This window comes from Desulfotomaculum copahuensis (assembly GCF_001655685.1).
Taxonomy (GTDB): domain Bacteria; phylum Bacillota; class Desulfotomaculia; order Desulfotomaculales; family Desulfovirgulaceae; genus Desulfotomaculum_G; species Desulfotomaculum_G copahuensis.
Genome location: NZ_LYVF01000177.1, coordinates 23,085 through 46,651, shown reverse-complemented (window position 1 = coordinate 46,651; position 23,567 = coordinate 23,085). Strand labels below are relative to the sequence as shown.

The 23,567-nt window shown below is 57.8% G+C and carries 26 protein-coding genes; 5 read left to right on the top strand and 21 right to left on the bottom strand.

What is annotated here, in order from left to right:
• Positions 1-1,421 (bottom strand): ComEC/Rec2 family competence protein (locus A6M21_RS13705; protein WP_161486078.1); only part of this gene is annotated, 1,421 nt, incomplete at its 3' end.
• 117 nt (positions 1,422-1,538) lie between these two features.
• Here A6M21_RS13705 and A6M21_RS13700 point away from each other — a divergent pair.
• On the top strand, positions 1,539-1,778 hold the full coding sequence (locus A6M21_RS13700; protein ID WP_066669761.1) for a spore protein alpha/beta: 240 nt from the start codon (positions 1,539-1,541) through the stop codon (positions 1,776-1,778).
• Between the two features lie 242 nt (positions 1,779-2,020).
• Here the strand turns inward: A6M21_RS13700 and A6M21_RS19305 are convergent, their stop codons facing one another.
• A complete protein-coding gene (locus tag A6M21_RS19305) occupies positions 2,021-2,809 on the bottom strand; it encodes a lytic transglycosylase domain-containing protein (protein WP_282434545.1) in 789 nt (262 codons plus the stop codon).
• A 125-nt stretch (positions 2,810-2,934) separates the two neighbouring features.
• On the bottom strand, positions 2,935-3,636 hold the full coding sequence (locus A6M21_RS13690) for a ComEA family DNA-binding protein (RefSeq protein ID WP_066669768.1): 702 nt from the start codon (positions 3,634-3,636) through the stop codon (positions 2,935-2,937).
• Positions 3,637-3,810: 174 nt separating this feature from the next.
• Between A6M21_RS13690 and A6M21_RS18970 the strand changes: the two genes are divergently transcribed.
• Positions 3,811-3,984 (top strand): hypothetical protein, encoded by a 174-nt coding sequence (locus tag A6M21_RS18970; RefSeq protein ID WP_201721902.1) that lies wholly within the window; start codon positions 3,811-3,813, stop codon positions 3,982-3,984.
• 7 nt (positions 3,985-3,991) lie between these two features.
• Here the strand turns inward: A6M21_RS18970 and A6M21_RS13685 are convergent, their stop codons facing one another.
• From A6M21_RS13685 to A6M21_RS13640, 9 genes are all read right to left on the bottom strand, one after another.
• A complete protein-coding gene (locus A6M21_RS13685) occupies positions 3,992-4,426 on the bottom strand; it encodes a DUF1847 domain-containing protein (protein ID WP_066669760.1) in 435 nt (144 codons plus the stop codon).
• A gap of 69 nt (positions 4,427-4,495) precedes the next feature.
• On the bottom strand, positions 4,496-5,281 hold the full coding sequence (locus A6M21_RS13680; protein WP_242868857.1) for a DUF169 domain-containing protein: 786 nt from the start codon (positions 5,279-5,281) through the stop codon (positions 4,496-4,498).
• Between the two features lie 123 nt (positions 5,282-5,404).
• Positions 5,405-6,361, bottom strand: coding sequence for a sulfite exporter TauE/SafE family protein (locus tag A6M21_RS13675; RefSeq protein WP_066669757.1), 957 nt, complete (start codon positions 6,359-6,361; stop codon positions 5,405-5,407).
• A 30-nt stretch (positions 6,362-6,391) separates the two neighbouring features.
• Positions 6,392-6,799, bottom strand: coding sequence for a hypothetical protein (locus A6M21_RS13670; RefSeq protein WP_066669756.1), 408 nt, complete (start codon positions 6,797-6,799; stop codon positions 6,392-6,394).
• A gap of 357 nt (positions 6,800-7,156) precedes the next feature.
• A complete protein-coding gene (locus tag A6M21_RS13665; RefSeq protein WP_066669755.1) occupies positions 7,157-7,825 on the bottom strand; it encodes a Crp/Fnr family transcriptional regulator in 669 nt (222 codons plus the stop codon).
• Between the two features lie 339 nt (positions 7,826-8,164).
• Positions 8,165-8,686 (bottom strand): nitroreductase family protein, encoded by a 522-nt coding sequence (locus tag A6M21_RS13660; protein WP_066669754.1) that lies wholly within the window; start codon positions 8,684-8,686, stop codon positions 8,165-8,167.
• A gap of 65 nt (positions 8,687-8,751) precedes the next feature.
• Complete coding sequence (locus tag A6M21_RS13655; protein WP_066669753.1) at positions 8,752-9,186, bottom strand: universal stress protein; 435 nt, start codon at positions 9,184-9,186, stop codon at positions 8,752-8,754.
• A gap of 372 nt (positions 9,187-9,558) precedes the next feature.
• Positions 9,559-10,326, bottom strand: a complete 768-nt coding sequence (locus A6M21_RS13645) for an ABC transporter permease (protein WP_066669750.1) — start codon at positions 10,324-10,326, stop codon at positions 9,559-9,561.
• 137 nt (positions 10,327-10,463) lie between these two features.
• Positions 10,464-11,237, bottom strand: coding sequence for an ABC transporter ATP-binding protein (locus A6M21_RS13640; RefSeq protein WP_078060700.1), 774 nt, complete (start codon positions 11,235-11,237; stop codon positions 10,464-10,466).
• A gap of 379 nt (positions 11,238-11,616) precedes the next feature.
• Here A6M21_RS13640 and A6M21_RS13635 point away from each other — a divergent pair, with 379 nt between their 5' ends.
• Complete coding sequence (locus A6M21_RS13635; RefSeq protein ID WP_066669748.1) at positions 11,617-12,048, top strand: universal stress protein; 432 nt, start codon at positions 11,617-11,619, stop codon at positions 12,046-12,048.
• Between the two features lie 152 nt (positions 12,049-12,200).
• Here A6M21_RS13635 and A6M21_RS13630 read toward each other — a convergent pair whose 3' ends face one another.
• Complete coding sequence (locus tag A6M21_RS13630) at positions 12,201-13,451, bottom strand: HD domain-containing phosphohydrolase (RefSeq protein ID WP_066669747.1); 1,251 nt, start codon at positions 13,449-13,451, stop codon at positions 12,201-12,203.
• 205 nt (positions 13,452-13,656) lie between these two features.
• Positions 13,657-14,328, bottom strand: a complete 672-nt coding sequence (locus tag A6M21_RS13625; protein WP_066669746.1) for a flavodoxin family protein — start codon at positions 14,326-14,328, stop codon at positions 13,657-13,659.
• A 447-nt stretch (positions 14,329-14,775) separates the two neighbouring features.
• Between A6M21_RS13625 and deoC the strand changes: the two genes are divergently transcribed.
• Positions 14,776-15,468, top strand: a complete 693-nt coding sequence (deoC, locus tag A6M21_RS13620) for a deoxyribose-phosphate aldolase (protein WP_066669745.1) — start codon at positions 14,776-14,778, stop codon at positions 15,466-15,468.
• Here the strand turns inward: deoC and A6M21_RS13615 are convergent.
• A complete protein-coding gene (locus A6M21_RS13615; protein ID WP_066669743.1) occupies positions 15,443-16,426 on the bottom strand; it encodes an NADH:flavin oxidoreductase in 984 nt (327 codons plus the stop codon). The genes deoC and A6M21_RS13615 overlap by 26 nt on opposite strands.
• 53 nt (positions 16,427-16,479) lie before the next feature.
• Positions 16,480-16,992 (bottom strand): ferritin, encoded by a 513-nt coding sequence (locus A6M21_RS13610; RefSeq protein WP_066669741.1) that lies wholly within the window; start codon positions 16,990-16,992, stop codon positions 16,480-16,482.
• Between the two features lie 297 nt (positions 16,993-17,289).
• On the opposite strand from A6M21_RS13610, the gene A6M21_RS13600 reads away from it, so the two are divergent.
• Positions 17,290-18,066, top strand: coding sequence for an alpha/beta hydrolase (locus tag A6M21_RS13600; RefSeq protein WP_066669737.1), 777 nt, complete (start codon positions 17,290-17,292; stop codon positions 18,064-18,066).
• A gap of 86 nt (positions 18,067-18,152) precedes the next feature.
• On the opposite strand, the gene cmr6 is transcribed toward A6M21_RS13600, so the two are convergent.
• Genes cmr6 through cas10 form a run of 5 tightly spaced genes read right to left on the bottom strand, consistent with a single transcriptional unit; the run spans position 18,153 to position 23,566 of the window.
• Positions 18,153-19,286: a type III-B CRISPR module RAMP protein Cmr6 gene (cmr6, locus tag A6M21_RS13595; RefSeq protein WP_066669735.1), complete on the bottom strand. Its 1,134-nt coding sequence runs from the start codon at positions 19,284-19,286 to the stop codon at positions 18,153-18,155.
• The gene (gene cmr5, locus A6M21_RS13590) at positions 19,286-19,690 is read right to left on the bottom strand and encodes a type III-B CRISPR module-associated protein Cmr5 (RefSeq protein WP_066669733.1); all 405 of its coding nucleotides are present in this window, start codon (positions 19,688-19,690) and stop codon (positions 19,286-19,288) included. The genes cmr6 and cmr5 overlap by 1 nt, the downstream gene beginning before the upstream one ends.
• Positions 19,687-20,532, bottom strand: coding sequence for a type III-B CRISPR module RAMP protein Cmr4 (gene cmr4 / locus A6M21_RS13585; protein WP_066669731.1), 846 nt, complete (start codon positions 20,530-20,532; stop codon positions 19,687-19,689). The genes cmr5 and cmr4 overlap by 4 nt, the downstream gene beginning before the upstream one ends.
• A gap of 3 nt (positions 20,533-20,535) precedes the next feature.
• On the bottom strand, positions 20,536-21,636 hold the full coding sequence (locus A6M21_RS13580) for a type III-B CRISPR module-associated protein Cmr3 (RefSeq protein ID WP_066669729.1): 1,101 nt from the start codon (positions 21,634-21,636) through the stop codon (positions 20,536-20,538).
• Position 21,637: 1 nt separating this feature from the next.
• Positions 21,638-23,566: a type III-B CRISPR-associated protein Cas10/Cmr2 gene (cas10, locus tag A6M21_RS13575; protein ID WP_066669765.1), complete on the bottom strand. Its 1,929-nt coding sequence runs from the start codon at positions 23,564-23,566 to the stop codon at positions 21,638-21,640.
• Between the last annotated feature and the right edge of the window lies 1 nt (position 23,567).

Sequence of the window (23,567 nt, the reverse complement as noted above, 5' to 3'; positions counted from 1 at the left end):
AGTGCCAACGGCGGGGTGGAAACAAAAACCACCCCGCCGGGCAGTTTATGCACCAGCGAGATTAAACCCATGAAGATGGTCAGGTTTAATGATGTGCCGGCGTTGATTATACCGGCCAGGGCGGGAAATACCAGGCCGGTCAGGGAGGCGCCCGCGCCCAGGGCCATGATTATCCCGGTCAGCGGTACGGCAACCAGATTGGCGACCAGGGAAACCGGGGAAACCAGGTTGTAATAAAAGGCCACCAGGGGCAGGGTGGCCAGTTGCGCGGCCAAAGAGACCCAGAGAGTGCCCCGCAGCCAGACGGGCATTGGCGTCAGCCGCTGGCACAGCCGGTCCAACTCCGGACCAAGGTAAAGTATGCCCCAGGTGGCGGCGAAGGAAAGCTGGAACCCGATGTCGTACAGGGAGAGCGGGCGCCAGATCAGACAGACCAGGGCGGCCGCCGCCAGGGTGGTCGGCCAGTCCCGTTCCCGGCCCAGGTGGTCGGCCCAGAGCAGCATCAATGCCATCACAGTGGAACGGATCACCGCCGGCCCCGGACCGCTCAGGATGGCGTATAAAATCAGCACGGCGCTGGCCGCCGGTGCCGTGACGGCATGAGGCAGGCGTAAAACGCCGGCCAGAATCAGCACGGCACCCAGGACCAGCCCCACGTGCAGGCCGCTGACGCTCAGGATGTGCACCACCCCGGACTCACTGAACACCTGCCGGGTACGGCTGTCGATTTCCCCCTGGGCGCCGAAAACAATGCCGTTCACCAGCGCCGCTTGCTCCGGCGGCAAAGTGGCCCGGCTCACGGCCAGCAATTTTTCTTTCAGGGCAAGCACGGACCGCAGCACCGGGTTGCCGCCCACCCCCAGTTTGCGGATGGCAGGCGGATCGCGCACCAGAAATACGGCCCCAATCCCCTGCCGGGCCAGATAAGCGCGGTAATCAAACTCGCCCGGATTGCCGGCATCCTGCGGCCGGGTGAACAAACCGTGCAGGCGCAAGCGATCCCCGTACGAATAAACCGGACCCGCCGCCGGGGCGCGCACCAGCACCGGCACACGCAGCGCCCGGTCTTCCCGTCCGATCACAATCCGGGCCATATCCAGCAAATAATAAACCCGGTCGGAGCGGATATCGGCCTCACGGATCACACTTCCTTCAATAGTCGCCCAGTGACCGTCGTAGCGGTCCAAATCCGGGGGAATACCGGCCACGGCCAGGGCGGCCAGGGAAAAGCCAAGCGAAAAAAAGACGGCAAAGAACAGCCAGCGGTTAAAAGACCAGCATAAAAAGTAACCCAGTCCGGCGGCAATGAAAAGGCTCCCGCAAACCAACAGGGCCGTAGCGGGGGGCAAGGTGAGCCAGCCGGCTGTGATCACACCGGCCACAAAGGCAAGGGTTAAATAGACCAGCGGCCTGTTGGGCAAGGAAAACACTCCGGATCAAATTTATTCATTTGCTTCGTCCCCATCGTCGCGGGAGGAACCGTTCAACTACGGGCATATTTTCGCTCTACTGAGGCCATGCTAAACGGGGGTGATTTGATGAGTCACAAAAAAGAAAACGATCAACTGCGCACGGAAAGACAACTGGATTATCTGAAATGGGAAACCGCCAGGGAACTGGGCCAGGACGATCTGTCCAACGCCGAGAGTCAATTGGGCCTGGAGGAAACGGGCTGGACCGACAGTGCCGAAACGCGTTCCTTGAGCAAGGAGGCGGAAGAAGCTCTGGCGGAAGAAGGCGGCCACAAGGCAGAACGAAACTTGCACGATCGTTTGTAACAGCAGAACCATCACAGTTTGCCGGCAGTCCGGCTTCAGGTCACCGGCATGCGTTCCCAGGACGGTTTGCTACAGCGAAAATCCTGTTAAGGTAAAAATGGCCGCTCTTGAAGGCGGTGATCGTACCGGAGGAGCGGGCTTCTACGGTACGGAAACAAAACATGACGCGACCACCAGCCTCTTCATTTGCGGGTTATGTTCAAATCATGGCCGTTTGCTACGGGTATATCCCCGGAAATATGTTACACCATAAACTCGCGTTGCGCGCCGGCGACCCGGCGCACATATTGCTGCGTCTCCCGGTAGGGCGGAATGCCGCCGTAGCGATCCACCGCCCCGGGGCCGGCGTTGTAGGCGGCCAGGGCAAGGTCCGTACGGCCGTGATAGCGGTCCAGCAGGTTACGCAAATAGCGGGCGCCGCCCTCCAGATTCTGCCGCGGATCCCAGGGGTTGTCCACACCCAGGGCGGCGGCGGTGGCCGGCATCAACTGCATCAAGCCCTGCGCCCCGGCCGGCGAAAAAGCGGCTGGATTCCAGCCGGATTCCACCCTGGCCACCGCCTTGAGCAGTGCCGGGTCCAGCCCGTAGCGGGCGGCCGCATCATTGAACAAGCCGTCCAGTTGGACCGGCGGCTGTTGCCCGGAAACAATGCCGGCCGGCGGCGATCCCGGACCTGCTGCCGGCACCGGGCCGCCGTTGCCGGCGGCTTCCGCCCGCGCCGGCATACCGCGGACAAAGGCGTCCGGCCGGCCGAAGAGCGGGAAAAGCCAGGCGAGCAGCCCGGACGGTCCGCCCCCGGCAAGTGAAGCCAGCAGGGCGGCCGTGAGCAGGGACGGTCCCGCCGCCGGCAGCCCCGCCGGGCGTCCCCCGGACGGCCCCGGTGCCTCCGTGCCGTCAGCGTTCATATCATCCAGCATTTGTGAGAGTAAAACGGCAAATGCGGTGTCAACCGTACCGTTCCGGGAGGAAGACAAGGTGGATGTCTGCCCGGTTCCCCCCACCGTCAGGGGTTGAATCATATCCAGATACATAAAATTACTCCCTTCGCCGCCCGGTGTTCCCTGTTCTTGAATAATGCAATCCCAACGGCCATGATTTTTGAACGCAACCTACAAATGAAAAAGACTGGCGGACGTAACTTCAGGGGCTTTCGTCATTAATTGACAGCAATAAAGTCTTTCAGCTGCTCATATTTCTTATCGCCAATTCCGGAGACATTCTTGATATCCTCCGGAGTCTTAAACAGGCCTTTGGTTTCCCGGTACTGGATGATGCGCTGGGCCAGGGCCGGACCGATGCCGGGCAGGGCGTCCAACTCGGAGGGGCCGGCGGTGTTGATGTTGACCATCCCGACCGGACCGCCGGACTTACTCCTGGCGGAACCCCCCCCGCCGGCGGCGGGGGCCGCGAACGGGCCGGTCCCGTTTGTCGACCCGCCGGATGGAGCGGCATGGCCGCCGCCGGAACCGGACGCCATCCCCGGTGCGGCCGGATTAGCCGCAGCCGCTTCCTGCCGGGTGGGCACCACCACCTTCTGCCCGTCAGGCAGCGGGGCGGCCAGGTTCAACGCCTCCAGCGCCGCGTCCGGACGGGGCACGGCGCGGTCAATGGCGTCGCCCCAACGGGCGCCGGACGGCAAACGGTAACGGCCGGGTTTTTCCACCGCCCCGACCACATAGGCCTCAATTTCTTTGGCCGGGGACTGGGCGGCATCCGCCGGCGCAAGCTGTTCCAGGGAAGGCTTGTCCCCGGCGGCGGCCCGGTTCTGCCAAACTGCATAGCGGTATCCCCCGCCGAAAACAAGCACGGCGAGCACAACCAAAACAGCCAATTGCTGGCGGCGTTCAAGCTGAAACATATAATCTTCACCCGTAAAAAAACTATTGCCGGATAATTCTACCCGGTGAAACATTTTCCTGCAGAATATGTTTTCGGATGGCAGTTTTCAACATCAAAAAATTATTTCGTCTGTCCGGTCACATGGCGCATCACGGCACACTTGCCCGGCCAGAATATATCCGGAGGTGGTATGATGACCACAAAAAAAAGAAAACACCGGCCGGCGGCCCGGAAAGAAAAACCCTGGCTCGCCCCCGGCAATGAGGAACTGATGGCACTGCCGGCCACGCCGGAAGAAAAACGGCATGGCGACTATACCGTGGTCACCGGCCTTTCCTATGATGAAGTTGATCCCGGATTCAGGTAAGCCGGCCTCACTTTAAACCGAACTTTTGCCGCCAGGCGGGCGAATTCAACGCGCCCAGCGGATCGTGACCCAACAGGGGATCCCTCACCGCCAGAGTGGTCACCGGCACCGGCGAGTGCTTTTGCAGCACTATGTCCGGACCGGCGCAAAGGCCGGTATCCACATGCAACTCAACCGGCGAACAATTTAAATAGGCGATAAGTTCCTGCAGGGCGAATATTCTTTTCTCCCCCGGCGTCACCCGGCGCCGCGCCAGTTGTCCGGAACCGGACGGGCAGAGACGGCAGCAGGCCGTTTCCACGGTGAAATGACGTTTCAATATGCGGGCCAGTTCATGTGCCTCCCGTTCCAGCTGACAACAGAAAACCAGCCCCAGATGCCGGTAGCCGACCTCATGACAAAAATCGATCAATTCTTCCAGTCTTGAACGGACATCCGGCATTTGCACCCCTCCCGTCAAATGAGAAACCCGGCCGGCAAAAAATCCGTACCGGCCGGGGAAAGCCGCCGCTTATTCCACGTCCTTGAAGCGGACCATCGGACATTTCTTGCACACGTCCAACCCGGGCCACTCGGTGCCGGTACAGGGGAAGGAAGCACCGTTGGATACCTCCGTCCGGTAGGCCAGCTGCCTGGCCACATCCAGAATCTGATCACCCGGAATGAAGACGTTTACCTCACCCTTTTCCGTTTTACCGGAGGTATAGCTGCCGGAACACATCGTATTCATGTTCGGTTTGTGGTTCAAATATGTCCACACGGCGCCGCCGCAAACCGCCGAATTGACCGTATGATTGAACTGCAGCGGATGCACTTTGAAGGCACCGATGTAATCGTTCAGAATATGGTAGGCCTGCAGCGGGTTGCAGACAAACATGACCACGTCCGGATCCACCGGCGTCTTGGCCAGCGGGGCGGTCATGAAAACCTTCATTTCCCCCAGCGGCAGGCGCGGTTTGGTGGCCAGCACCTGTCTGGCGAACTCCTCGTCCGCCACATACTTGAAATGACCTTTGGCTTCTTCATCGGAAGGAGCGGTATAGCCAAAAGTGGTCAGGCAATTTTCACACAATATGTTTTCATTGCTCCCCTTGAGCACATAATTGGCCATCCGGGAGGCCGCCGTAAACTGGCAGAAAGTAAGCTTGGCGGCCGCCCTTTTTTCCGCCTGGTATTGATCCGCTTCTTCCGTTGATTTGAAAAACTTGATCGCCACCGGATGGTAATCCAGCTTCAACAAACGCTCGAACAGTTCCTGTGCTTCGGCATAAGTCATCGGTGCCTTTGGATCGGTCAATTCAATCTTCTCCTTTCAAAATTGCACGGCAGTAGCAGGCCGGTTGGATAATATATAAACCCGGGGGTATTGCTTTCCAGATTTGTTTTCCGGGAGCCGGAAGGCCCGGCCCCCGGCTCCGTCTTAGATAATTTTAATCCCGGTGGCATGCTGGATAATGGCGCCAAAAACATAACCGATGCCAATGTAAGTCAGCACTACGGCCAGAAAGCCCTTCAGATAGATACCCTTGATATACTTGGAAAGGGTGGGACCCAGGTAGGAACCGATTAAAATGCCAATCAGCTCAAAACCAATCATGGCATAATCCAGATGGCTACCCATGCGCAGGTAGTTGCCGATGCTGGTGAGCGACGAAACCAGGATGGACATGGTGGAAGTACCGGCCACGATGAACATGGGAAAACCGAGCATACTGCTCAGGTAGGGCACCAGCAGGAAGCCGCCGCCCACCCCGAGGGCCGCCGAGATGATGGCCACAAACATACCGGCCAGAAAGGGGGACAGGGCGTTATAACGAAAAGTTTCCCCGCCGAAGGTAAAGGTGTTGCTCATGCCCATTTCACTGAAATTCACGCCGATTTCCTTGATCTCGTTCAGTTTGCCGGCCGCCTTCAGCTCCTTTACTTTGGCTTCGAAGGCCTTGGTGGCCTTTTTCACTTTTTGCTGCCTGTCCCGGAAACCGGGGGTCAGCTCATACCACATCCGTCCGGCAATCACGAAAGTGATTAATCCGAAAAGGGGCTGATATGACTTCATGTCCGGCAGATAGGTATGGGAAAGATAAGAACCGATCAGCGCCCCGACAATGCCGCCCAGGCCCAGGACAACGGCGGCCGGCACCACCAGCCGTTTTTCCCGCAGATACAAAGGGGTGGAAATGATCGGGCTGACCAGGGTGAGGATCTGGTTCATCGGCTTGATCACATTGGCCTTTTTCATCCCGAAAATGGTGATATGACCCACCCCGGCCAGGATGCCGCCGGCGGCGCCGATGGTGGAAAACACGAAACCGACAAACAACATCCAGAGCACGATGACTATGGGGTTGACGGTGACTCCCGCTACATGAAAGAACATTTATTGCACCTCCGAAAATCTTATCCCGGTTTATTTAACTGCCGGGTTGACCAGGACACCGCTTGTACGTTTCCGTACCAGCCAGCGGGCGGCATAGAATAGAATCATGCCCAGCGGATACCAGACAATTACGCCAACCTGGCTGCCAATCAGCGGCAGGTCGAAAGGCAGTGTGAAATACGGAAAATGTATACTAATCAGCCACATGACCAGCGCATGAGGGATCAGATAACCAATCCCGTCCAGGAAACACCAGGTCAGGTATTCGCAAAACATCTCGTTCATTTCCCTCTGCAGCAAAGAATACATGACCTTATTTTCACTTTCCAGGGCGAGGGAAGACAACTCCCTGTATTCAGCCATTCGCGACATTAGTTTCTCTTGTTTTCCCCGGTGTGGATGAAGTATTTTGTCAATCATTTTGATCCATACATTCATAATAATTCCCCGCCTAACAAACCAGTTTTAACCTTCCCTTAACTTTTATACCGGCCCGTATCATGCCGCGTTTTTATTCCCATCCTTAACCGATATACCTCCCCCCTCAATTAATAATTTCTTAACAAAACTCTCTCTAAAAGATAACAAATTAATGCATACATCAATGTCAGCCGGACGACAAAAGGACGTCATCTTAACGACATTCAGCCTGTCGGAAAGATGACGTCCCCAGTGTCATATATGCGACATTAACTTGACATTTGATTATAACGTTAAGTTATAATCAAATGTGCTTAATTCCGGCGTCAGACGGCAGCTTGCCGGAAAAGGCGGCCTTCCAGAGGCCGCCTTTTACTACATGATCCATCGCGCCAGTTTGTCCGGGTTGACAATGTTGATTTCCCGTCCCTCATAGGCGATGCTGTTTTCGTGTTTGAAAGTATTCAACAGCGAGGTAACCGTCTGCCGGGATGCCCCCACCATGTTGGCCAATTCCTCGTGAGTGAGCTGCAAGCCAATTTTAATACCGCTCTTTGTTTCCACCCCGCAGCGCTCGCCCATCTTCAACAAGGTGAGGGCCAGGCGGCCGGGCGCCTGCCAGCTGACCATTTCATGAATAATCCCTTCCGCTTCCCGCATCCTGGCCCCCAGCAACTTGGCGACCTTGATGGCCAAAAAAGGATGGGCACCCATCAATTCTTCGAATTTATTTTTACGTATAATCACCATGGTCACATTGTTAATGGCACCGGCAAAGCAGGTACGCTCGCCTCCCCAGAGGGTCTCGGCCAGCCCCATCATTTCCCCGGGACTGCGGATACTGCCCACAGTCACCCGCCGCCCGTCGGCGGACAGGCGGTATATCTTCACCCAACCGCTTTCAATCAGGTAAACCCGGTCGGCCAGGTCACCGGCGGCAAAAATAACATGTCCCTTTGGATAATGCACTGTCGAACCGGCCTGACGGATGAGTACCTTTTCCAGTTCGTCCACGGCTGCAGTTTCCAAACGGGCAGCTCCCATTTATACCCCTCCTTTACGAAACAAGGTAAAAATCTTTTATCTCTTGCTAAATAATAGCCGGGCTATACATTTTAAAAACTGCTCCCTACTGCGGCGGCATAAACGGTAATACCCGGAAAGATTAAGAAGGTTAAGACGTTTACTGATATTATAGTATTAATTTATTTTTAATGTCAATGACTTTTGTCTGGCAGCCGACAGCCGGTGAGGCGGCCTTGACCTTTAATCAACAAAACATCCGGCGACCGGTCCGGACGCATAAAAACAGAACCGGCCGCGGGCCGGTTCATCATTATGCAACATGGCTTTGTTTGCCAAAGACAGATTTTTTACATACCGTCACCGGTAGGTAACAATATCCTCCACCTCACGGCGTTTGGGCCGCCGGGACGGATCATCGTCCGGAAAGCCCACCGGGATCAGTGCCACCGGTATGCGGCCTTCCGGCATGTTCAAATAGTCCCCGACCCGCTGCTGGTCGAAAGCGCCCACCCAGCAGGCACCCAGGCCCAGGGCAACGGCGGTGAGCAGAATGTTCTGCACCGCGGCGGCGGTATCCTGGATGCAAAACAAATTATCGCCGCGCTCCCCGTAAACCCGCGCCGAACGTTCCGGCTCCGCGCAAACTACGATACATACCGGCGCCCGGGCCAGAAAACGCTGGTTTTGGGCGAAGTTTGCCAGCGCCTCCTTGTCCCCTTCCCCGGTCACCACATAAAAATGCCAGGGCTGCAGGTTGCCGGCCGAAGGCGCCCAGCGCGCCGATTCCAGCAGTTGATTCAGAAGCGCGGCGGGCACGGAATCGGGTTTGTAATGCCGGACGGAATAGCGGCTTCTGATCAGAGAGAGAATGGCGGACATAAAAAAACTTCCTCCTGCGAAAAGATATATTCTATTATACCCGGAGCCGGCCCGCAGGGTAATAATTATTTTACAATCATCACCGGAAGGCGGCACGTATGCAAAACTTTGTGACTGACACTGCCCAGGAAGACATTGGCCAGATCGCCGTGGCCGCGGCTGCCCATGATCACCAGGTCAAAACCTTTTTCTTCGGCCAGGCGGCAGATCGCCTTGCCGGAATCGCCCCGTTCCACCGCTGTCTGTAAAGGAACTCCCGCCGGTTGGAATATTTCCTTGACCTTGTCCAGGGCTGCGGCGGCCCTGGTTTCGATTTCCTTGTCCAGTTCCTTTTGCTGAATCCAGGCGCAAACACCCGGTTCCGGAAACAGATCATAACAGGAGGGGCCGACGTAAAGGGCCGTCACCTGAACTTCCTGATTCAAACGGGCCAATTTCAAGGCCTGTTCCGCCGCCCGCAGGGAATTTTCCGAACCATCCACGGCCAGAAGGATCTTCATTATTTATAAATACCTCCCTCGGAACATATTATGACGCAAATGTTCTACACCGGATGGAAAAATACCTTCAATTAGACAGAAAAATACTTTATCCGGCGGAAATTTTTGTTTGGAACCGGCCTTTTTTTTAACCCCGGCCGGTGCGGCCGCCACCGCGGTGATGTCTTTGCCGCAGTAGGGACAGATCCACCTGCCCAGGCAAGCGCTGTATGAATATTGGCCGCAATAGGGACACAGCTTGGTGTACATTTGTCCAATCACCTCTTGCCTTGTATTTTACCGCTCCGGAAGGAACAGATCATGTCAAGGGAATAAAAAATCCTCCGGGCAGACATTTTTACCGTTGCCGGAGGGGAAATCATTTTCGCTTGTTCAATCTTTCCGCGCCCCTCCGGGCAACACCAGTTGCTCGGCCGGGTTGAAATAAGCCCGGTAGATGGTAAAGCCCAGTGTGATACTGGCCAGGGCGGTGGCGCTGCTGATCATCAACATGACCATAATCTGGTATTTTACCGCCAGCAGCGGGTCGGCGCCGGCCAGAATGGAACCGGTCATCATGCCCGGCAGGGTGACCAGCCCGACTGTTTTCATGGAATCAATGGTCGGCAGCATGCCGCCCTTGACCGCCGCCTGCAGTACCCCTTCCACCGCCTGACGGGGGGCGGCGCCCAAAGCCAGGGCGGCTTCCACCTCCCGGCCGCGCTGGCGCATGTCGGCCTGAAAGCGGTTTAAAACCAGGCCGGCCGCCACCATGGCGTTGCCCACAATCATGCCGGCCACGGGAATGACGAAACGGGGCGTGCTCTGAATGATGTGCAGGAGCAGCATGATGGCCAGGGTCACCCCGCCCCCCAGGCTGATGGCCAGCATCACCCGCCAGTAAATGCCGGGTATGCCTTTACCCCGGGCAGCGGCGTTTTGGGCGGCCACCAGGATCATCAGCAGCACCACGGCTGCCGTGAAATACCAGCGTTGCTGGCGAAAAACAAAGGTGAGCACATAACCGATGGCCAGCAACTGAACAAAAGTGCGTACCGTACCAACGAGCAACTCCCGCTCCAGGTGCAGCCGCTGCCAAAAGGAGAGCAACATGGACACCAGCACCAGAGCCAGAGTGGAAATCAGCGCCGTATCCGTCATTTTATTTCACCCCACAATTAAAAGCGGCGTCCGGATTGAGACCGCAACACAAAAGCCGGCGCCGTACCCGTCAGCTTGATTCATCCCCGCCGCCGCAGCCACCGCAAGCCGGATGCGTCGCCGGCGCAGCGGCGGCATTATGACATTTCGTCATGCGCCGGCCGGCAGCATCCATCGTGTGGATGCCCGGCATCATACAGGAATGCCCGCACCCAGGGATCCGCCGCCCCATTTAACATTTGGTCCGCCGGCCCGCCGGCCAACAGCCGCCCTTCACGCATCACGGCCAGCATGCCGGCCACCCGGCGGGCCTGGGCCACATCGTGTGTGATCCAGACCACCGTCAGCGCTTCCTTCTGCTGCAGTTCCTTGATCAAGGCTTCAATTTCATCCCGCGCATCGTGATCCAGCGCTGAAGTGGGTTCGTCCAGCAGCAGCGCCGCCGGCCGGTTGGCCAGCGCCCGGGCCAGGGCCACCCGTTGGGCCTGACCGCCGGAGAGACCGTCCACCGCGCGGTGCAAAAAATCATTGTCCAGACCCACCTTCTCCAGCAGTTCCGCCGGGTCCGGCGGCGCGTCCAAATGCCCCGCCTTGGGACCGTACAGCAGGTTTTCTTTTACCGTGCCGGGAAACAGCACCGGCGTCTGGAAAAGCATGCCCACCTGCCGGCGCAGCTCCCGGACCGGATAAGCCGCCAGAGGCTTCCCGCGCCAGTGGATTGTTCCCGCCGTGGGCTCGTCCAGCCGGTTCAGCAGCCGCAACAACGAACTTTTGCCCGCTCCCGACGGTCCGACCAGGGCGGTGACGGCGCCGCCGGGAAAGTTGGCCGTAATCCCGTCCAGAATCACAATTTCCCGGCCGTTGTTCAGCACCCTGGATACATTATCCAGGGCAAACCCCTCCGCCTGCACACAAACACCCCACTCCTCAGGATATTACAATCAGATCAGGCCCGCCGGACGCAAACCGGTGCTGACGCCAAAAACCACGGATATGGCAATTAAGCGACAAATGTTGAAGAAATTTTAATGCCGGCCTTCAGCTTATGCGTTAGTAATGGTGAGTCCGGTACTGCCGCATAAGCTGCATTCATGACGCTATATGAGATCTTGCGGTTCTGAAACCGGGATTTTAGCGCATTAATTGCAGGTTAAAATTCTGTAGCCCGGTAATGTCGCTGCGGTATTTAATGCGTCAGCACCGTGGCGGGACCGGCGGGCTTGTCAGCAGTTGCCCATGAGCAGTATAATACCTTAAGGAAGCAAATATCAAGACAGGTGGCTGATTTTTATGAAAGCAATCATTGCCGTAGACGGTTCGGAGGGCTCCCTGGAGGCAACCAGGCAGGCCGTCCGCCTGCACCCGCAGGTTGATCAGTTTGTGCTCTGCTATGTCATGCGCTGGTCGGGGGAAGGTGTGTCACAACTGGGCGGCATTGACGTCCCCTTTGAAGAAGAGGCGGAAGTGCCCATGCAAAAAAGTACGGAAATCTTTACAGCCGCCGGACTGCCGGCACCACCGCAGCGGATTGAACGCCCGCTGGAGGGCGTGGCCCGCCAGATTGTGCTGGTGGCGGAAGAAGAAAAAGCGGACCTGATCATTATCGGCACCCGCGGGCGTGGAGACCTGTCCAGCATGCTGCTCGGTTCGGTGAGCCGGGGCGTGATTGCCTCCTCCACCGTACCGGTACTGGTGGTGCCGCCCGGCGTGCAGCGCGGGTAGCGTTTTGCCACCGTTTCATCAGCCCGCCGGCAAAGCCGGCGTGGCATTGCCGCAGCCAGCCAACCGGTTGATGCCATTTATACCGGACCGGCGCGACCGTTCCCGGCAACCCGTGCCCGGCTTGCGCCGCCCCCGGATACTTCCGGGGGCTTTTATACTTGCCGCCCGGCATGCGGCGTGCCGTCAAGCCGGCAAGCCAGCTCCGCCCAAATTTCCGTCAGTTCCCGGCGGCCGCCGGACAGGGCTTCCGCCGCCTCCCGGTCCAGCCCGCCGGTCACCACCTGGTTGAAAATGATGCGCTCGATTTCCGGCCAGGACAATCCCGGCCGGTAGGGGCGATCCTCTTTTAATGCGGTGAAGATATCGGCCACCGCCATAAGGCGCGCCCCCCGGCAGAGCATTTCCGCATTCAGATGAAAAGGATATCCCCGGCCGTTCAATTTTTCATGGTGGTAGGCGGCCCACTCGGCCACGGGCAGGCCGGGGAAACCGGGGGCCAGCAAACGGTAGGTATAATATGTATGCTGTTTGATTACATTGAATTCCTCATTCGTCAGCGGGCCCGGCTTTTCCAGGATTTGTTCCGGCACGCTCAGCTTGCCCAGATCGTGCAGCAGGCCGGCCGTCTCGACGAGCAGGCGTTCCCGGGCATCAAAACCAAGCCGGCCGGCCAAAAAAACGGCCACCGCCGCGACTCCCGCGGAATGACGGCAGGTGAACGGGCTTTTGGCGTCCACGACCCGGGAAAATAAACGGGCCAGGGGCAGCAGGCCGGATTCATCCACGGCCGTTTTCCCCCCTCCGGCCTGCGCCAGCAATTCATCGTCCAAACAAGCCGTCACCAGGTCAAGCCAGAAGCTCTCCGGGCGGGCGACATCCATAAAAACCGCCACCAAGTCCGGATCAAAAACCCGCCCGGCATTTTCCTTGATCCGGGCCAAAATACCTTCCCGCTGATCAAGAATGAACTGATCATCATTGACCAGCACATTCACCCGGTCGGCCAGGTGAATGATCCGTGCCGCCAGGGGGATCCCCTCCCGGCAGCGTCCGGAAGGATTCGGATCGGCCCAGCGATCGTGGTGGCAAAGGATGATTTCCGCCACCGCGCCGAGCGCCTCCACCCCGGACGCGAATTCATAACCGCGCCGGCAGTGCGTCCACGGATCAGCAACCTCGAACTCCTCCAGCGCCGCTTTTTCCGGCCAGGTCACCGCCCCGGCGTCATGAATAATCGCCGCCGCATACAGTTCATTCAGCTCCCGCCCGCCCATCCCAGCGGCCCGCCCCAGGCGCAGCGCCGTCAGGGCCACCCGCCGGTGGTGCCGGCCCATGCCGCGGCGGGTGAAATCCAGGCAGGTGGAAAGATTGAGCAACATTCGGGTCGGATCCAAAGTGATCATATTTGGTTCCTTTCACGTATAATGTTCATTTTGGCGCTATGATCCGCAACATGGCACCGCACCGGTGGATGACAACAAAACTGGCGGTAGATGACTAATACGACAGTTGTTTGTTTTATTCCTTTGCCGGCAGCGCACAAAATGAAAATCCGGCCCCCGGTAAAGATGGCCGGACTCCTGATAGCGTTTACAGTTTTAATGCCGTTTACAGCCAGCCCTGTTGTTTGAAATATTCGTATTCGGCCGGCCAGCGGTCCCGGCGCCGGTTCACCACATCACAGAAATAGGCCCGGATGCCTTCCTGCGCCTGCCGCTGTTCGGGGTATTCCGTTTTTTCTTTGATTGCCCTGACCAGATCCGCCCCTGTCTGCCGGGCCTGCGCCAGCAGGGGGGAACCGGCCGGCACCGGACCGTCTTCCTCCAGCGTCACAGCCAGCCGCCCGGAAGTTTGCGCCCCCAGTTGCAGCAGCATAAAGCTCAGGTAATCGGTCGTTTGCTCCTGACCGTCGCCGCCGGCGGTAGCCACCACGGCGCCGTACTTGCCCAGCAGTTTCTGACAGTGAATGTAGCGACCCAGGCGGTCAATGAACACCTTCAATTGCGCCGAAACCTGGTAGCAATAAACCGGACTGGCCAGCACAAATCCGTCGGCGGCCAGCACCTTTTCCATAAACGGTTCGAAATCGTCCTTCTGCACACAATGGCCCAGTTCGTGACACTTGTCGCAGGCCAGACAGAAATGCAGCTTCAACTGGCCGATGTCCACATACTCCGTTTCAGCGCCGGCGGCGGCCGCCCCGGCCAGCAGTTCCCTGGTCAACTGGCCCGTGCGGGTGTGTGAGCGGCGCGGACTGCCGCAAAGGGCAATGATTTTCATAAAATTATCCCTCCCGTAAAAATATGTCGCCCGAATAGTTAACATGCTTATCTTTTTAATGAAGATTTCGCTACGGAACGCAAAAATCCTGCCAGAAATTTTTAATAGCCTCGGTTTAAATGCTGTATGACAGCGGGGGTGTGACTGGATGTCCGAGTACATGCCATGTTCGGCACGGGTCAAACTGCCGCGGGACCGGCACCCGGCCGGTCATACCGGAGAAATCCGGCTCACCGGCCGTAGTTTCCGCCATCCGTACCACCTCCCGTACCGGTTAATTTTATCATTTTTCCCGTCCTTATCGTAACAAGTTGAGCAATCAGGCAAAAATATGACCTTTCAGGTAAAAATTATTGAAAACTGCGCGTGAGGAAGCTTCACCGGCAGGAAAGAGACGGTGCGGTCTATAATTAGAACAGAGAGTTCAACTGAAGGAGAGTTTATGTAATGGATTTAAGCAAACGGCAACTGGCCGCCATGATCGACCACACATTGCTCAAACCCACCGCCGGCACGGAAGACATCCGGCGGCTCTGCATCGAGGCGGTGCGGGACGGTTTTGCCGCCGTATGCGTCAACCCGGTGCACGTGGCCACAGCCGCCCGCTTTCTGACCGGTTCGCCGGTGGCCGTGTGCACCGTGACCGGCTTTCCCCTGGGGGCGAACACGCCGGAAACAAAGGCGCAGGAGGCCCGGCAGGCGGCAAGCGCGGGGGCCGCCGAAGTGGACATGGTATTGAACATCGGCGCGCTGAAGGATGGAGACGACGCCCTGGTGGAGGCCGACATCCGGGGAGTGGTCGCGGCGATAAAGGCAGTAAAGCAGGACGGGCTGGTCAAGGTGATTCTGGAAACAGGCTACCTGACGGAAGAAGAAAAAGTGCGCGCCTGCCGTCTGGCCGGACAAGCTGGCGCGCACTTTGTCAAAACAAGCACCGGCTTCGGACCGGCCGGCGCCACCGCGGCGGACGTCGCCCTGCTGCGCCGGAGCATCCCCGCCGCCATGGGCGTGAAGGCGGCCGGCGGCATTCGCACCATCGATCAGGCGCTGGCCATGATCGCCGCCGGCGCCACCCGCCTGGGCACCAGCAGCGGCGTGGCCATTGTGGACGGGATCAGCTCAACGCCGCCTGCGCCTTGAGCGCCCACTCCGGATCAGCCAGCAGGGCGCGCCCGATGCCCACCAGGTCGGCCTTGCCTTCGGCGATCACGGCATTGGCCAGCACGGGGTCGCCCAGGCCGCCGGTGACCAGCACGGGCACATTCACCGCCGGCTTGACCGCCTCCGCCAGATAGACGAAAAAGCCGCTGCCGTCCAACCTGGCCCCGCACAGGCCGCCGGAAAGGTCCAGCACGTCCACCCCGGCCTCCGCCAGTGCCGGGGCGGCCCGGCGCGCGTCTTCCGTCGTCAGGCCGCCGGGCATCCGGTCATCCGCGCCGAAACGGCAGAAGACGCAGTAGTCGTCCCCCACCGCCCGGCGCACCGCCTCCACCACCTCCAGCGGAAAGCGTAGGCGCTTTTCGAAGGAACCGCCGTATTCATCCGTGCGCCGGTTGGTCAGGGGGGAGAAAAACTGGTTCAAAAGGTAGCCGTGGGCGCCGTGGATTTCCACCATGTCAAAACCGGCCTCTTTGGCCCGCCGGGCGGCGGCGGCAAAAGCCCCCTTCAACGCGGCCATATCCGCGGTGGAAAGCTCCTGCGGCATCTCCCCGCCGGCGGCGGGATGGGGCACCGCCGAGGGGGCCAGGGGCGGCCGGCCGAGCACAGCGGCACTGGTATTGCTGCCGGCGTGGGTGATCTGAATGCCTGTTTTGGCGCCGCGCCGGTGCACCTCATCAACCAGGCGCTTCAACCCGGGCACCATGGCGTCGTCGTGAATGCCCAGCTGCTTTTTGTTCGCCCGGCCGTCGGGGCGTACATAGCTGTGCTCCACAATGAGCAGGGCTACCGCCGCCTCCGCCCGCCGGTTGTAGTGCTCAATCAGGGCATCGCTCATCTGCCCGCTTTCCGGGCACAAATAATTGGCCATGGGGGGCATGACAATCCGGTTCTTCAACTGCAGTTTGGCTGTTTCCAGGGGGGTGAACAATCCGGCCATGCATAAGACCTCCTTCAAATCAAAGCTTGGGCAGCGGCATCCGGCTTATTCCCTCAGACCGTGGGTGCGGGCGGCGTAAAGACCCGGGTGGCCAGTTCGGCATCCAGGTTGTAAAGACCGGTGGAGTCGTCGCTGATGCGCTTGAGCTTGACAATAATCCCATTAAAGGTGGATTCCTCCTCCACCTGCTCGTCGATGAACCACTTGAGAAAGCTGATTGTGGCATGCTCCTTCTCTTCGGTGGCAATGTCCATCAAACGGTAAATCCGCCCCGTCACCATCTGCTCGTGAGCATAGGCCTTTTCAAAGACAGCCGGCAGGGAGGCAAAATCAGCGGGCGGCTCATCCAGTCCGCCCAGTCTCACCCGGCCGTTCCGATCGTTGATGAAATCAAAGAACTTCATGGCGTGAAACTTTTCTTCCTCCGTCTGCACCTTGAAGAAGTTGACAAAGCCGTTCAGTTCCTCCCCGGCGCAATAGGCGGCCATGGACAAATAAAGATGGGCGGAATATAATTCATAGGTAATCTGTTCGTTCAGTGCCTGCAGTAGTTTTTCCGGCAGCATAAAAACTCCTCCTTAAATTTTGTTTCCGGAATAGCATGTCCCGAAACCAGCCGTTCATCAAATGTATTTTCTTTGCCGGAGCCGGAATCCCTGCCCTGAATATGAAAATTTTCCCGCCCGGAAAAGCAGCCGCATTCTTTCCCGGCGTTGGACAAGGCATCCCGCTGTGACATCAACGGCCGGTTGCTTTCAGTTACGCCGCCAGTGGTTATTTAACCGCCCGGGGCTGCCGGGAAAAGTTGCCCGGCGCATGTATAGGAAAAGAAAGATCTATAACATCGAAAGAGGGATGTCTTTATGCTCAAAAAAGAACCGGCCTGGCAAAAAATCCGTTTTACCAATTCCCGCGGCCTGCCTCTGGCCGGTCTATTGTGCCGGCCCTCCGGGATCACGGAAAGAATAGTCATTATCTGCCACGGTTTCACCGGCTCCAAGGAAGGCGGCGGCCGGGCGCTGGCCCTGGGCGAGGAACTCGCCCGGCGGGGCCGGGCCGTGCTGGTTTTCGATTTTTCCGGCAACGGTGAAAGCGGCGGCGAGTTCAGCGACCTCACCCTCAGCGGGCAAATCGACGACCTGAGCCGGGCGGTGGACTGGGCGCAGGCACAGGGATTCCGCCAGGTGGTCACCATGGGCCGCAGTTTCGGCGGCTCCACCGTAATCTGCCAGGGCGCCCGGGACAAACGGGTGGCCGGCGTGTGCACCTGGGCCGCCCCGGCCCGCCTGATCAAACTTTTCCACGGCTTCGCCCCGGAGCTGCCGGAAGACCCGGCGAAACCGGTGCCCCTGTCCAGCGGGGACGGGATTGTTTATCTGCACCGGGAATTTTTCCGCGACCTGTCACTTTACGACGTGCCCGGCGACGCAGCCCGCCTGTCCCCCCGCCCCCTGCTGGTGACCCAGGGATTGAAAGACGCCGTGGTGCCACCCAGCGACGCACAGTTAATCTACAACGCGGCCGGAGAACCCCGGGAACTGGTCTGGATCAAAGACGGCGACCACCAGTTCACCGGCTGTTACCGGCCGGCCGGGGATGCGCTTTTCCACTGGCTGGAAAAATATTTCGGGCGGCGATAGGGCCGCCCTTTTTCCAGCAGGCGGAGAAGCTATAGAAGCGCCCACCCCAAAAGACAAAGCTTCATTTTCAATTATCCCTCTCCGTATCAAAACTGCAGGACATTTTTAATCCTGCCGATCTTTTCCTTATTTTTCTTATTCGGTTTTTCCCACATGTCGGGTTTGTTTCTCTGATACCAGCCGGCCAGCAGGCTGGCTATTTCCTGGCGTGTTTCCGGAGCGGCATCCGGAGACTCCATTTGTTTAAGCCACTTTTCGGTCATTAGCTGCATGAACTTATTCTCATCCGTGCTGTAACCGTCCGCCTCCATTTCCCTGCGCACGGGGCTCAGGGCAGCTAAAGCAGCGGCGTGCTTTTTTTCTTCCTCCTGCTGTCTGGCCCGTTCCTGCTCTTGTTTCCAGTCCGCTTCTTTTCTTTGATCCCTGATGAAACGCCCGTAGCCAACCGCTGTTTTGGCCCCGGCGCCTATTGCGGCCAGAGCCTCCGCCAGCCATCCGGCCGCCAACTCCACATCCGCCTGATCATCTTTATTTTCCGGCCGCCTGGGGGCGAGCGCAAAAACAAAAGACTGTTCGCCGGCCACGGTTAAAAAGGGGATGGGATTGGGGCTGTGCCAGTCAGCGGGCGGCTCGTTTCTCTGGTAATATTTAGTATAGTGAGGGGTCATTACATCCGCTTCCAGCTTGACCGGTTCGACCGGCAGGGCGTCGAAAAAGATGACACTGCCCACGTTTCTTGCTTTGCTATCGCAAGGGTCAAAGTCACGCCCTACCCGCTCCTTTTTTCCATCCGGACCGAAAATCCGGTTAATGACATTACCCTCATCCTGCTGCCAATTCCCGACCCAGGCCCGCACCAGGCCTTTGACGGAAGAACCGGGCAGAAAGGGTGCGCCGAGCAGGAAATGCCAGGTAAAGCCGTTTTCTACCGGGTGCTCCCGGCCCAGGCCGGTGACAAAACGGCCGCTTGTTTTGAAGAAGCATACCTTTCCGCCCCGGGAGACGGCCAGCTGAAGCAGGCGCTTCTTCATTTCAGCGATCAGTTCCGCCCGGCCGACCCGGCCGTCAGTAACTGTCTTTATCCAACTTAACTTCTCAAATGTCCATTTATCGTTTTCCTTTTGCCACTGCGCCCCAAATTTATCATACCAAAGCCCCGTATGAGCGCCGGCAGGCAATTTTCCCGGAATAACACGCCCGTGGTTATATAACGGCAGCATCAATCCTCATCCCCCTCCGGCTGCTTTAAATAGGCCGTGGCAAATTTTTTTAGCCACTGCAGCCAGGCCAGCGCCTCTACCTGGGCACGCAGGTAGGCATTGCGATCCCGGGCGGTGATGGCCACAATAAGTCCTTCCCCTCCCTGGTAAGGGGAGTTTTCATTCTTCCGGCAGAGCCATTCCTCCAGGTGAGCGAATAGCATGGCGTGCATGTCCTCCGGTTTGCCCTTAGCCCGCGCCAAAAGGCCGGCGGCGGCCTGTCCCAGCCCGTTCATTAAAATGGCGGCCGGCAGACTTTTAACATATGAAGAATATTTTTTCTGTTCATCTTCATGCAACTTTTTTATCTGCTCCACCTTTTCCAGCGCATGGGCGGCCCGTTTCTGCTCCAGCGTCCTGCTCATCGCCCACCATCCTTCCCAGCCAGCCAGGTCACTGCGCACCAGCCCTGGCCGACCGTTTCATTACCGCCTACCTGCAGGTAAGGTCGTGCAGTGAACAGCTTCTGTAACTCTGTCAGCACATCATCCGCCCCCGGACGGGGAATGAGCAGGGCGTAAAACAGACTGTCCGGCGGAATGGTTTCTTCATACCAGAGGTTTTTGCTGGTTTTGCTCTTATTGTCCAGAACATTGCGGGCGTTAACCTGCAGGCCATACTGGGCAAAATAGGCAAAGTCGTCATCACTGATCACCGCCAGCTGGCCGGCCAGCCGGTTTTGGACCGATTGGTGGCTGATCAGCCCGGAAACGCTGTTGATTAAACTGGACAGGTCCTGCCGCTTTACATTGAAAACCAGCTCTTCCAGGAAAAAAGCATCTTGCTGATCACTTTTACCGTCAGCGTGGATCATAGCCTGCTCTTTCTTTACTTCTGGTATATTAAAATCATAAGGCATACCAACCAGTTCCCGGTCGCGCTGGTAGCGTTCCAGCAGGTACGGGCAGGTCACCCATTTATAGTGGCCGGTCAGTGAACGCGCTGGCAAAAGCAGTAACCGGGCGTCGGTCACGGCCACCGCCCCGGCGTTATCCTGTTTGCCGAAGATGCTTTCCACCCGCGAGTTTTTCTCCCCCCAGTTCTGTTCCGCCAGATCCCTCAAAGCACCTTTTAAGCTGGAACCGACAAGCACTGGATAACCGTTGACTGCTTCCCGGGCCACGGGCAAATCGATTACCCCGGCACTTTGTTCTGTTCCCGGATGTAAAGCAGTTTCCGCCAGCAAACCCATAATAACGGATTTCATATGTTATTCCTCCCATCTTCCCAGCAGCATTTGGCCATATCCCCAGTTAGTACCGTCTGTTTTTCTGTGCAGGGACATGATTTCCGCCAGATCGCTCTCGTTCGCTTCAAAAAACCAGGTGCTCCCGGCTGGAATAACCGGTTCAGCCGGGCGGGAACGGCGCTTCAATGAATCCCAGCCGCCCACCGTGAGCAATTTCCCGATGCAGGCACTGACGCATTCCCCTGGCACACCGGGCGGACCCTTTCTGATTACTTCGGGCATCTTTTCAACCGCATACCGGCCGGGTGTGATCAGGGTCACTGTGAAGCGCACCACTCCACCAGCCGGTTTTAATTCCGGAGCGTCCGGCAGCTCCACCCCCTGCCGTTTAACCTCCACCCGGGCCATTCTGCCCTCGCCGCCCAGGCGCACAACCCGGCCAGCACCGGGATGCCAGTCTTCTGGAATACCACTGACCAGCACAGCCAGCACAAGCTCTTTTTGCGGACGTATATGCACACAGGAGTACAGCTTTTTCTCCGCGGCGGTGCGGCTTTTTTTATCCCGTTCAATGCCCACCCGGTTTTCTTCCCGCCACAGTCTATCGGTGCGGTAAACATGATTACTACCGGGCAGCCCGCCGTTCAATACGTCCTGCATGCCTTCCACATCCAGCCAGGCATCTTCCAGTGGTTTTGCCCCGGACAGACTGTTTTGCGATACAGGCAGACGTACCCGTCCCAGATCGCATTTGACCTCTTCACCCGGCTTAAGACGGGCATAAGTACCTTTCCCGCCGGCGGGATCTTCTTTATGCAGGATGTGCAGCGACATTGGGAATAGAAGAACTTCCCCCTTGAGCAGGTAAGGCCCGCGCAGCTCGACCCGACCCAGGTCATCGGGCGTCCCCAGTTCCGGCGGCCATTCCTCCGGCCGTTCGGGTGCCCAGCCCCTTTCCGCGGCCAGGGTGATGCGTACGGCGCCCTGCAAGGTGCTCATAAAAGGCGGAAACATGCTCCGTGCCCCGGTCTGACCGCCCTCCCCGGCATTAAAGGGAGAAGCATCGCGGAAGAAAAACGTATCCATCGCCCTGAATAACCAGAGCCTGCCACTAAAATCCATCTTAATCCCGCACCCCCTTTGTGGCCAGGAAGCGAACCAAAAGCGCTCCATCCACTGTCAGCGGGCCTTTTGCTATCAAGAGGCTGCCGTTTTCCCGCCAGGAGCGGCGGCACAGGCGCAGCAGGTTCCGCATGCGCTTTTCGACCATGTCTGTGGACAGGCCGCCTTCCTCCCGCGCCCTGCTTTTCAAATATTCCGCCGTGAGTAATTTCACGATATCTTCCTCTTTTTTCAACAATCCTTGCTCCCCGCCGGCAGTCAACCGGGAAGAAGCCCGGTCAGTATCTTTCTTCTCATCCGCCAAAATTTCAAACCGGGAGCGGATATTATAGAAAAAGGAACTATTGTATTCCCCAGTTTTATTGTCTCCAGCCACAAAAGCATCAACCAGCTGGTCAATTAAATTTGACTGTTCCTGGTTTGTCTGCTCCAGACATCCCGGTTCCTCCAGCAACGCAGCCCAGGGTGCAGACCAGGTGAGCACCGGGCCGGCCCCTTTCCAAACGCACACGGCCAGACTGTCGCGGCCGGTCTCGTCTTTGGCTACTTTATCCAGCAGGTCATGCAGCTTCGCCAGCACGGATTTAAGCGGGGCGTGATGGTGGGCGTAGATGATCGTCCCGGAAATAGTGGCCTTTTCTATGGCAGCATTTTGAAAAACAGCCTTATAACTATTATGTAGAGCCACCGCCGCTGCCAGAGCGTCCTCCAGGGGCAGCAAGGCCAATACGTCATCGCCGCCGGCGTAAATGGTGATGCCATTATGCGCTTGAACATTTTCCCCAACTTGCTTGCTGAAATCCAACAGCGCCCGGCTGATTTGCGCGCCGTCACTCTCCTTGTCGGCTTGCAACAAGGCCCCTAACTGGTCGCCGTCCATGAGCAGCAGGGCATAAAAAGGGGATGGCTTTTCCCCGTACTCCCTGAGCAGTTCGCGCAACTCCTCCCTGCGGACGGAGTTATCTTCCGGCCACAGCCTGTCGTTTTCCAGTGTACTGGCATAAAAGCAATTGCCGTCCAGGCGGGCCAGGCCGGCCGCCCGTGGCTGCTTGTCCATCGCGGCAGCGATGCATTGGAAACGCGCTCCGTACTCCCGGTTCATCTTTCCAGCCCGGTCGGCGAATTTCTCAGCCCAGTCCGGTTTTTGTTCAATAGTACGGGCAATCCAGTGCACCGCGGCCATGTAAGAGGTGGACGGATAGTAGCGGGGCAGTTCCCAGCCGATGGTTTCTTTGGCTACCAGCGGGTATAACCGCTTAATCAAAGCGACGGCACACAACCGTTCATCGGGTCTGAGTTCCAGTCCGGGCAATTCCTTACGCAGCGTCTCCCAGAACTTCCGCTGCTCCTTTTGGGTGCGGATGTAGCCGGAAAGCTCCTGCAGGTTGCCCATGACCGTGCACTTATCCCCCGCTTCCACGGTCGGCACGTGGCTGCGCCAGTTTTTGCGCCGGTCAAGCAGGCTGTTATCCTCACCTATGACCCAATTGATCTCCCAGAAACCCTCCACCTGTCGGTCCCAGATCTCCTTGACCCCTTTACCATTTTCTTCGGCTACTTTACTGACATATCTCTTCCACACCTCAGCGGCGATGCTGCGCCAGGAATCAAGCACGGCCTGCCGGCATAAACCAGGATCAAAATCACCCGGAACTTGCGCCTTAAAACGGTTGGGCAATGTACCGATCTTTGGAACGGGAGCAATTATCTTTTTCTCTTCGTTCATGGTCTTGATAGCTTTTAAAATGGGATCACTGACTTCATCTTTTTCATCGTAAACGTCCGGGAAAATAATTCTTCCTCTGTCCTTAATAACGGCATACATGGCCTGCCCGGCCAGATAAGAAAGCAAGAAGGATCCGGCATATAGATCCCGTGTACGCCGGGCCTGGGCCACAAACCCCTGCACCGGCCCCAGGGTGAAATGCATT

Excerpts from the sequence above, each read along its gene's own strand:
- A6M21_RS13700 (WP_066669761.1), top strand. The coding sequence starts at position 1,539 with ATGAGTCACAAAAAAGAAAACGATCAACTGCGCACGGAAAGACAACTG.
- deoC (WP_066669745.1), top strand. The coding sequence starts at position 14,776 with ATGGATTTAAGCAAACGGCAACTGGCCGCCATGATCGACCACACATTG.
- A6M21_RS13655 (WP_066669753.1), bottom strand. The coding sequence starts at position 9,186 with ATGAAGATCCTTCTGGCCGTGGATGGTTCGGAAAATTCCCTGCGGGCG.
- cas10 (WP_066669765.1), bottom strand. The coding sequence starts at position 23,566 with ATGCATTTCACCCTGGGGCCGGTGCAGGGGTTTGTGGCCCAGGCCCGG.
- A6M21_RS13665 (WP_066669755.1), bottom strand. The coding sequence starts at position 7,825 with ATGGGAGCTGCCCGTTTGGAAACTGCAGCCGTGGACGAACTGGAAAAG.
- A6M21_RS13600 (WP_066669737.1), top strand. The coding sequence starts at position 17,290 with ATGCTCAAAAAAGAACCGGCCTGGCAAAAAATCCGTTTTACCAATTCC.
- cmr6 (WP_066669735.1), bottom strand. The coding sequence starts at position 19,286 with ATGCTGCCGTTATATAACCACGGGCGTGTTATTCCGGGAAAATTGCCT.
- A6M21_RS13660 (WP_066669754.1), bottom strand. The coding sequence starts at position 8,686 with ATGTCCGCCATTCTCTCTCTGATCAGAAGCCGCTATTCCGTCCGGCAT.
- A6M21_RS13685 (WP_066669760.1), bottom strand. The coding sequence starts at position 4,426 with ATGCCGGATGTCCGTTCAAGACTGGAAGAATTGATCGATTTTTGTCAT.
- A6M21_RS19305 (WP_282434545.1), bottom strand. The coding sequence starts at position 2,809 with ATGTATCTGGATATGATTCAACCCCTGACGGTGGGGGGAACCGGGCAG.
- A6M21_RS13670 (WP_066669756.1), bottom strand. The coding sequence starts at position 6,799 with ATGAATGTATGGATCAAAATGATTGACAAAATACTTCATCCACACCGG.
- A6M21_RS13610 (WP_066669741.1), bottom strand. The coding sequence starts at position 16,992 with ATGCTGCCGGAAAAACTACTGCAGGCACTGAACGAACAGATTACCTAT.
- A6M21_RS13675 (WP_066669757.1), bottom strand. The coding sequence starts at position 6,361 with ATGTTCTTTCATGTAGCGGGAGTCACCGTCAACCCCATAGTCATCGTG.
- A6M21_RS13615 (WP_066669743.1), bottom strand. The coding sequence starts at position 16,426 with ATGGCCGGATTGTTCACCCCCCTGGAAACAGCCAAACTGCAGTTGAAG.
- A6M21_RS13645 (WP_066669750.1), bottom strand. The coding sequence starts at position 10,326 with ATGACGGATACGGCGCTGATTTCCACTCTGGCTCTGGTGCTGGTGTCC.
- cmr4 (WP_066669731.1), bottom strand. The coding sequence starts at position 20,532 with ATGAAATCCGTTATTATGGGTTTGCTGGCGGAAACTGCTTTACATCCG.
- A6M21_RS13625 (WP_066669746.1), bottom strand. The coding sequence starts at position 14,328 with ATGAAAATCATTGCCCTTTGCGGCAGTCCGCGCCGCTCACACACCCGC.
- A6M21_RS18970 (WP_201721902.1), top strand. The coding sequence starts at position 3,811 with ATGACCACAAAAAAAAGAAAACACCGGCCGGCGGCCCGGAAAGAAAAA.
- cmr5 (WP_066669733.1), bottom strand. The coding sequence starts at position 19,690 with ATGAGCAGGACGCTGGAGCAGAAACGGGCCGCCCATGCGCTGGAAAAG.
- A6M21_RS13635 (WP_066669748.1), top strand. The coding sequence starts at position 11,617 with ATGAAAGCAATCATTGCCGTAGACGGTTCGGAGGGCTCCCTGGAGGCA.
- A6M21_RS13630 (WP_066669747.1), bottom strand. The coding sequence starts at position 13,451 with ATGATCACTTTGGATCCGACCCGAATGTTGCTCAATCTTTCCACCTGC.
- A6M21_RS13580 (WP_066669729.1), bottom strand. The coding sequence starts at position 21,636 with ATGGATTTTAGTGGCAGGCTCTGGTTATTCAGGGCGATGGATACGTTT.
- A6M21_RS13690 (WP_066669768.1), bottom strand. The coding sequence starts at position 3,636 with ATGTTTCAGCTTGAACGCCGCCAGCAATTGGCTGTTTTGGTTGTGCTC.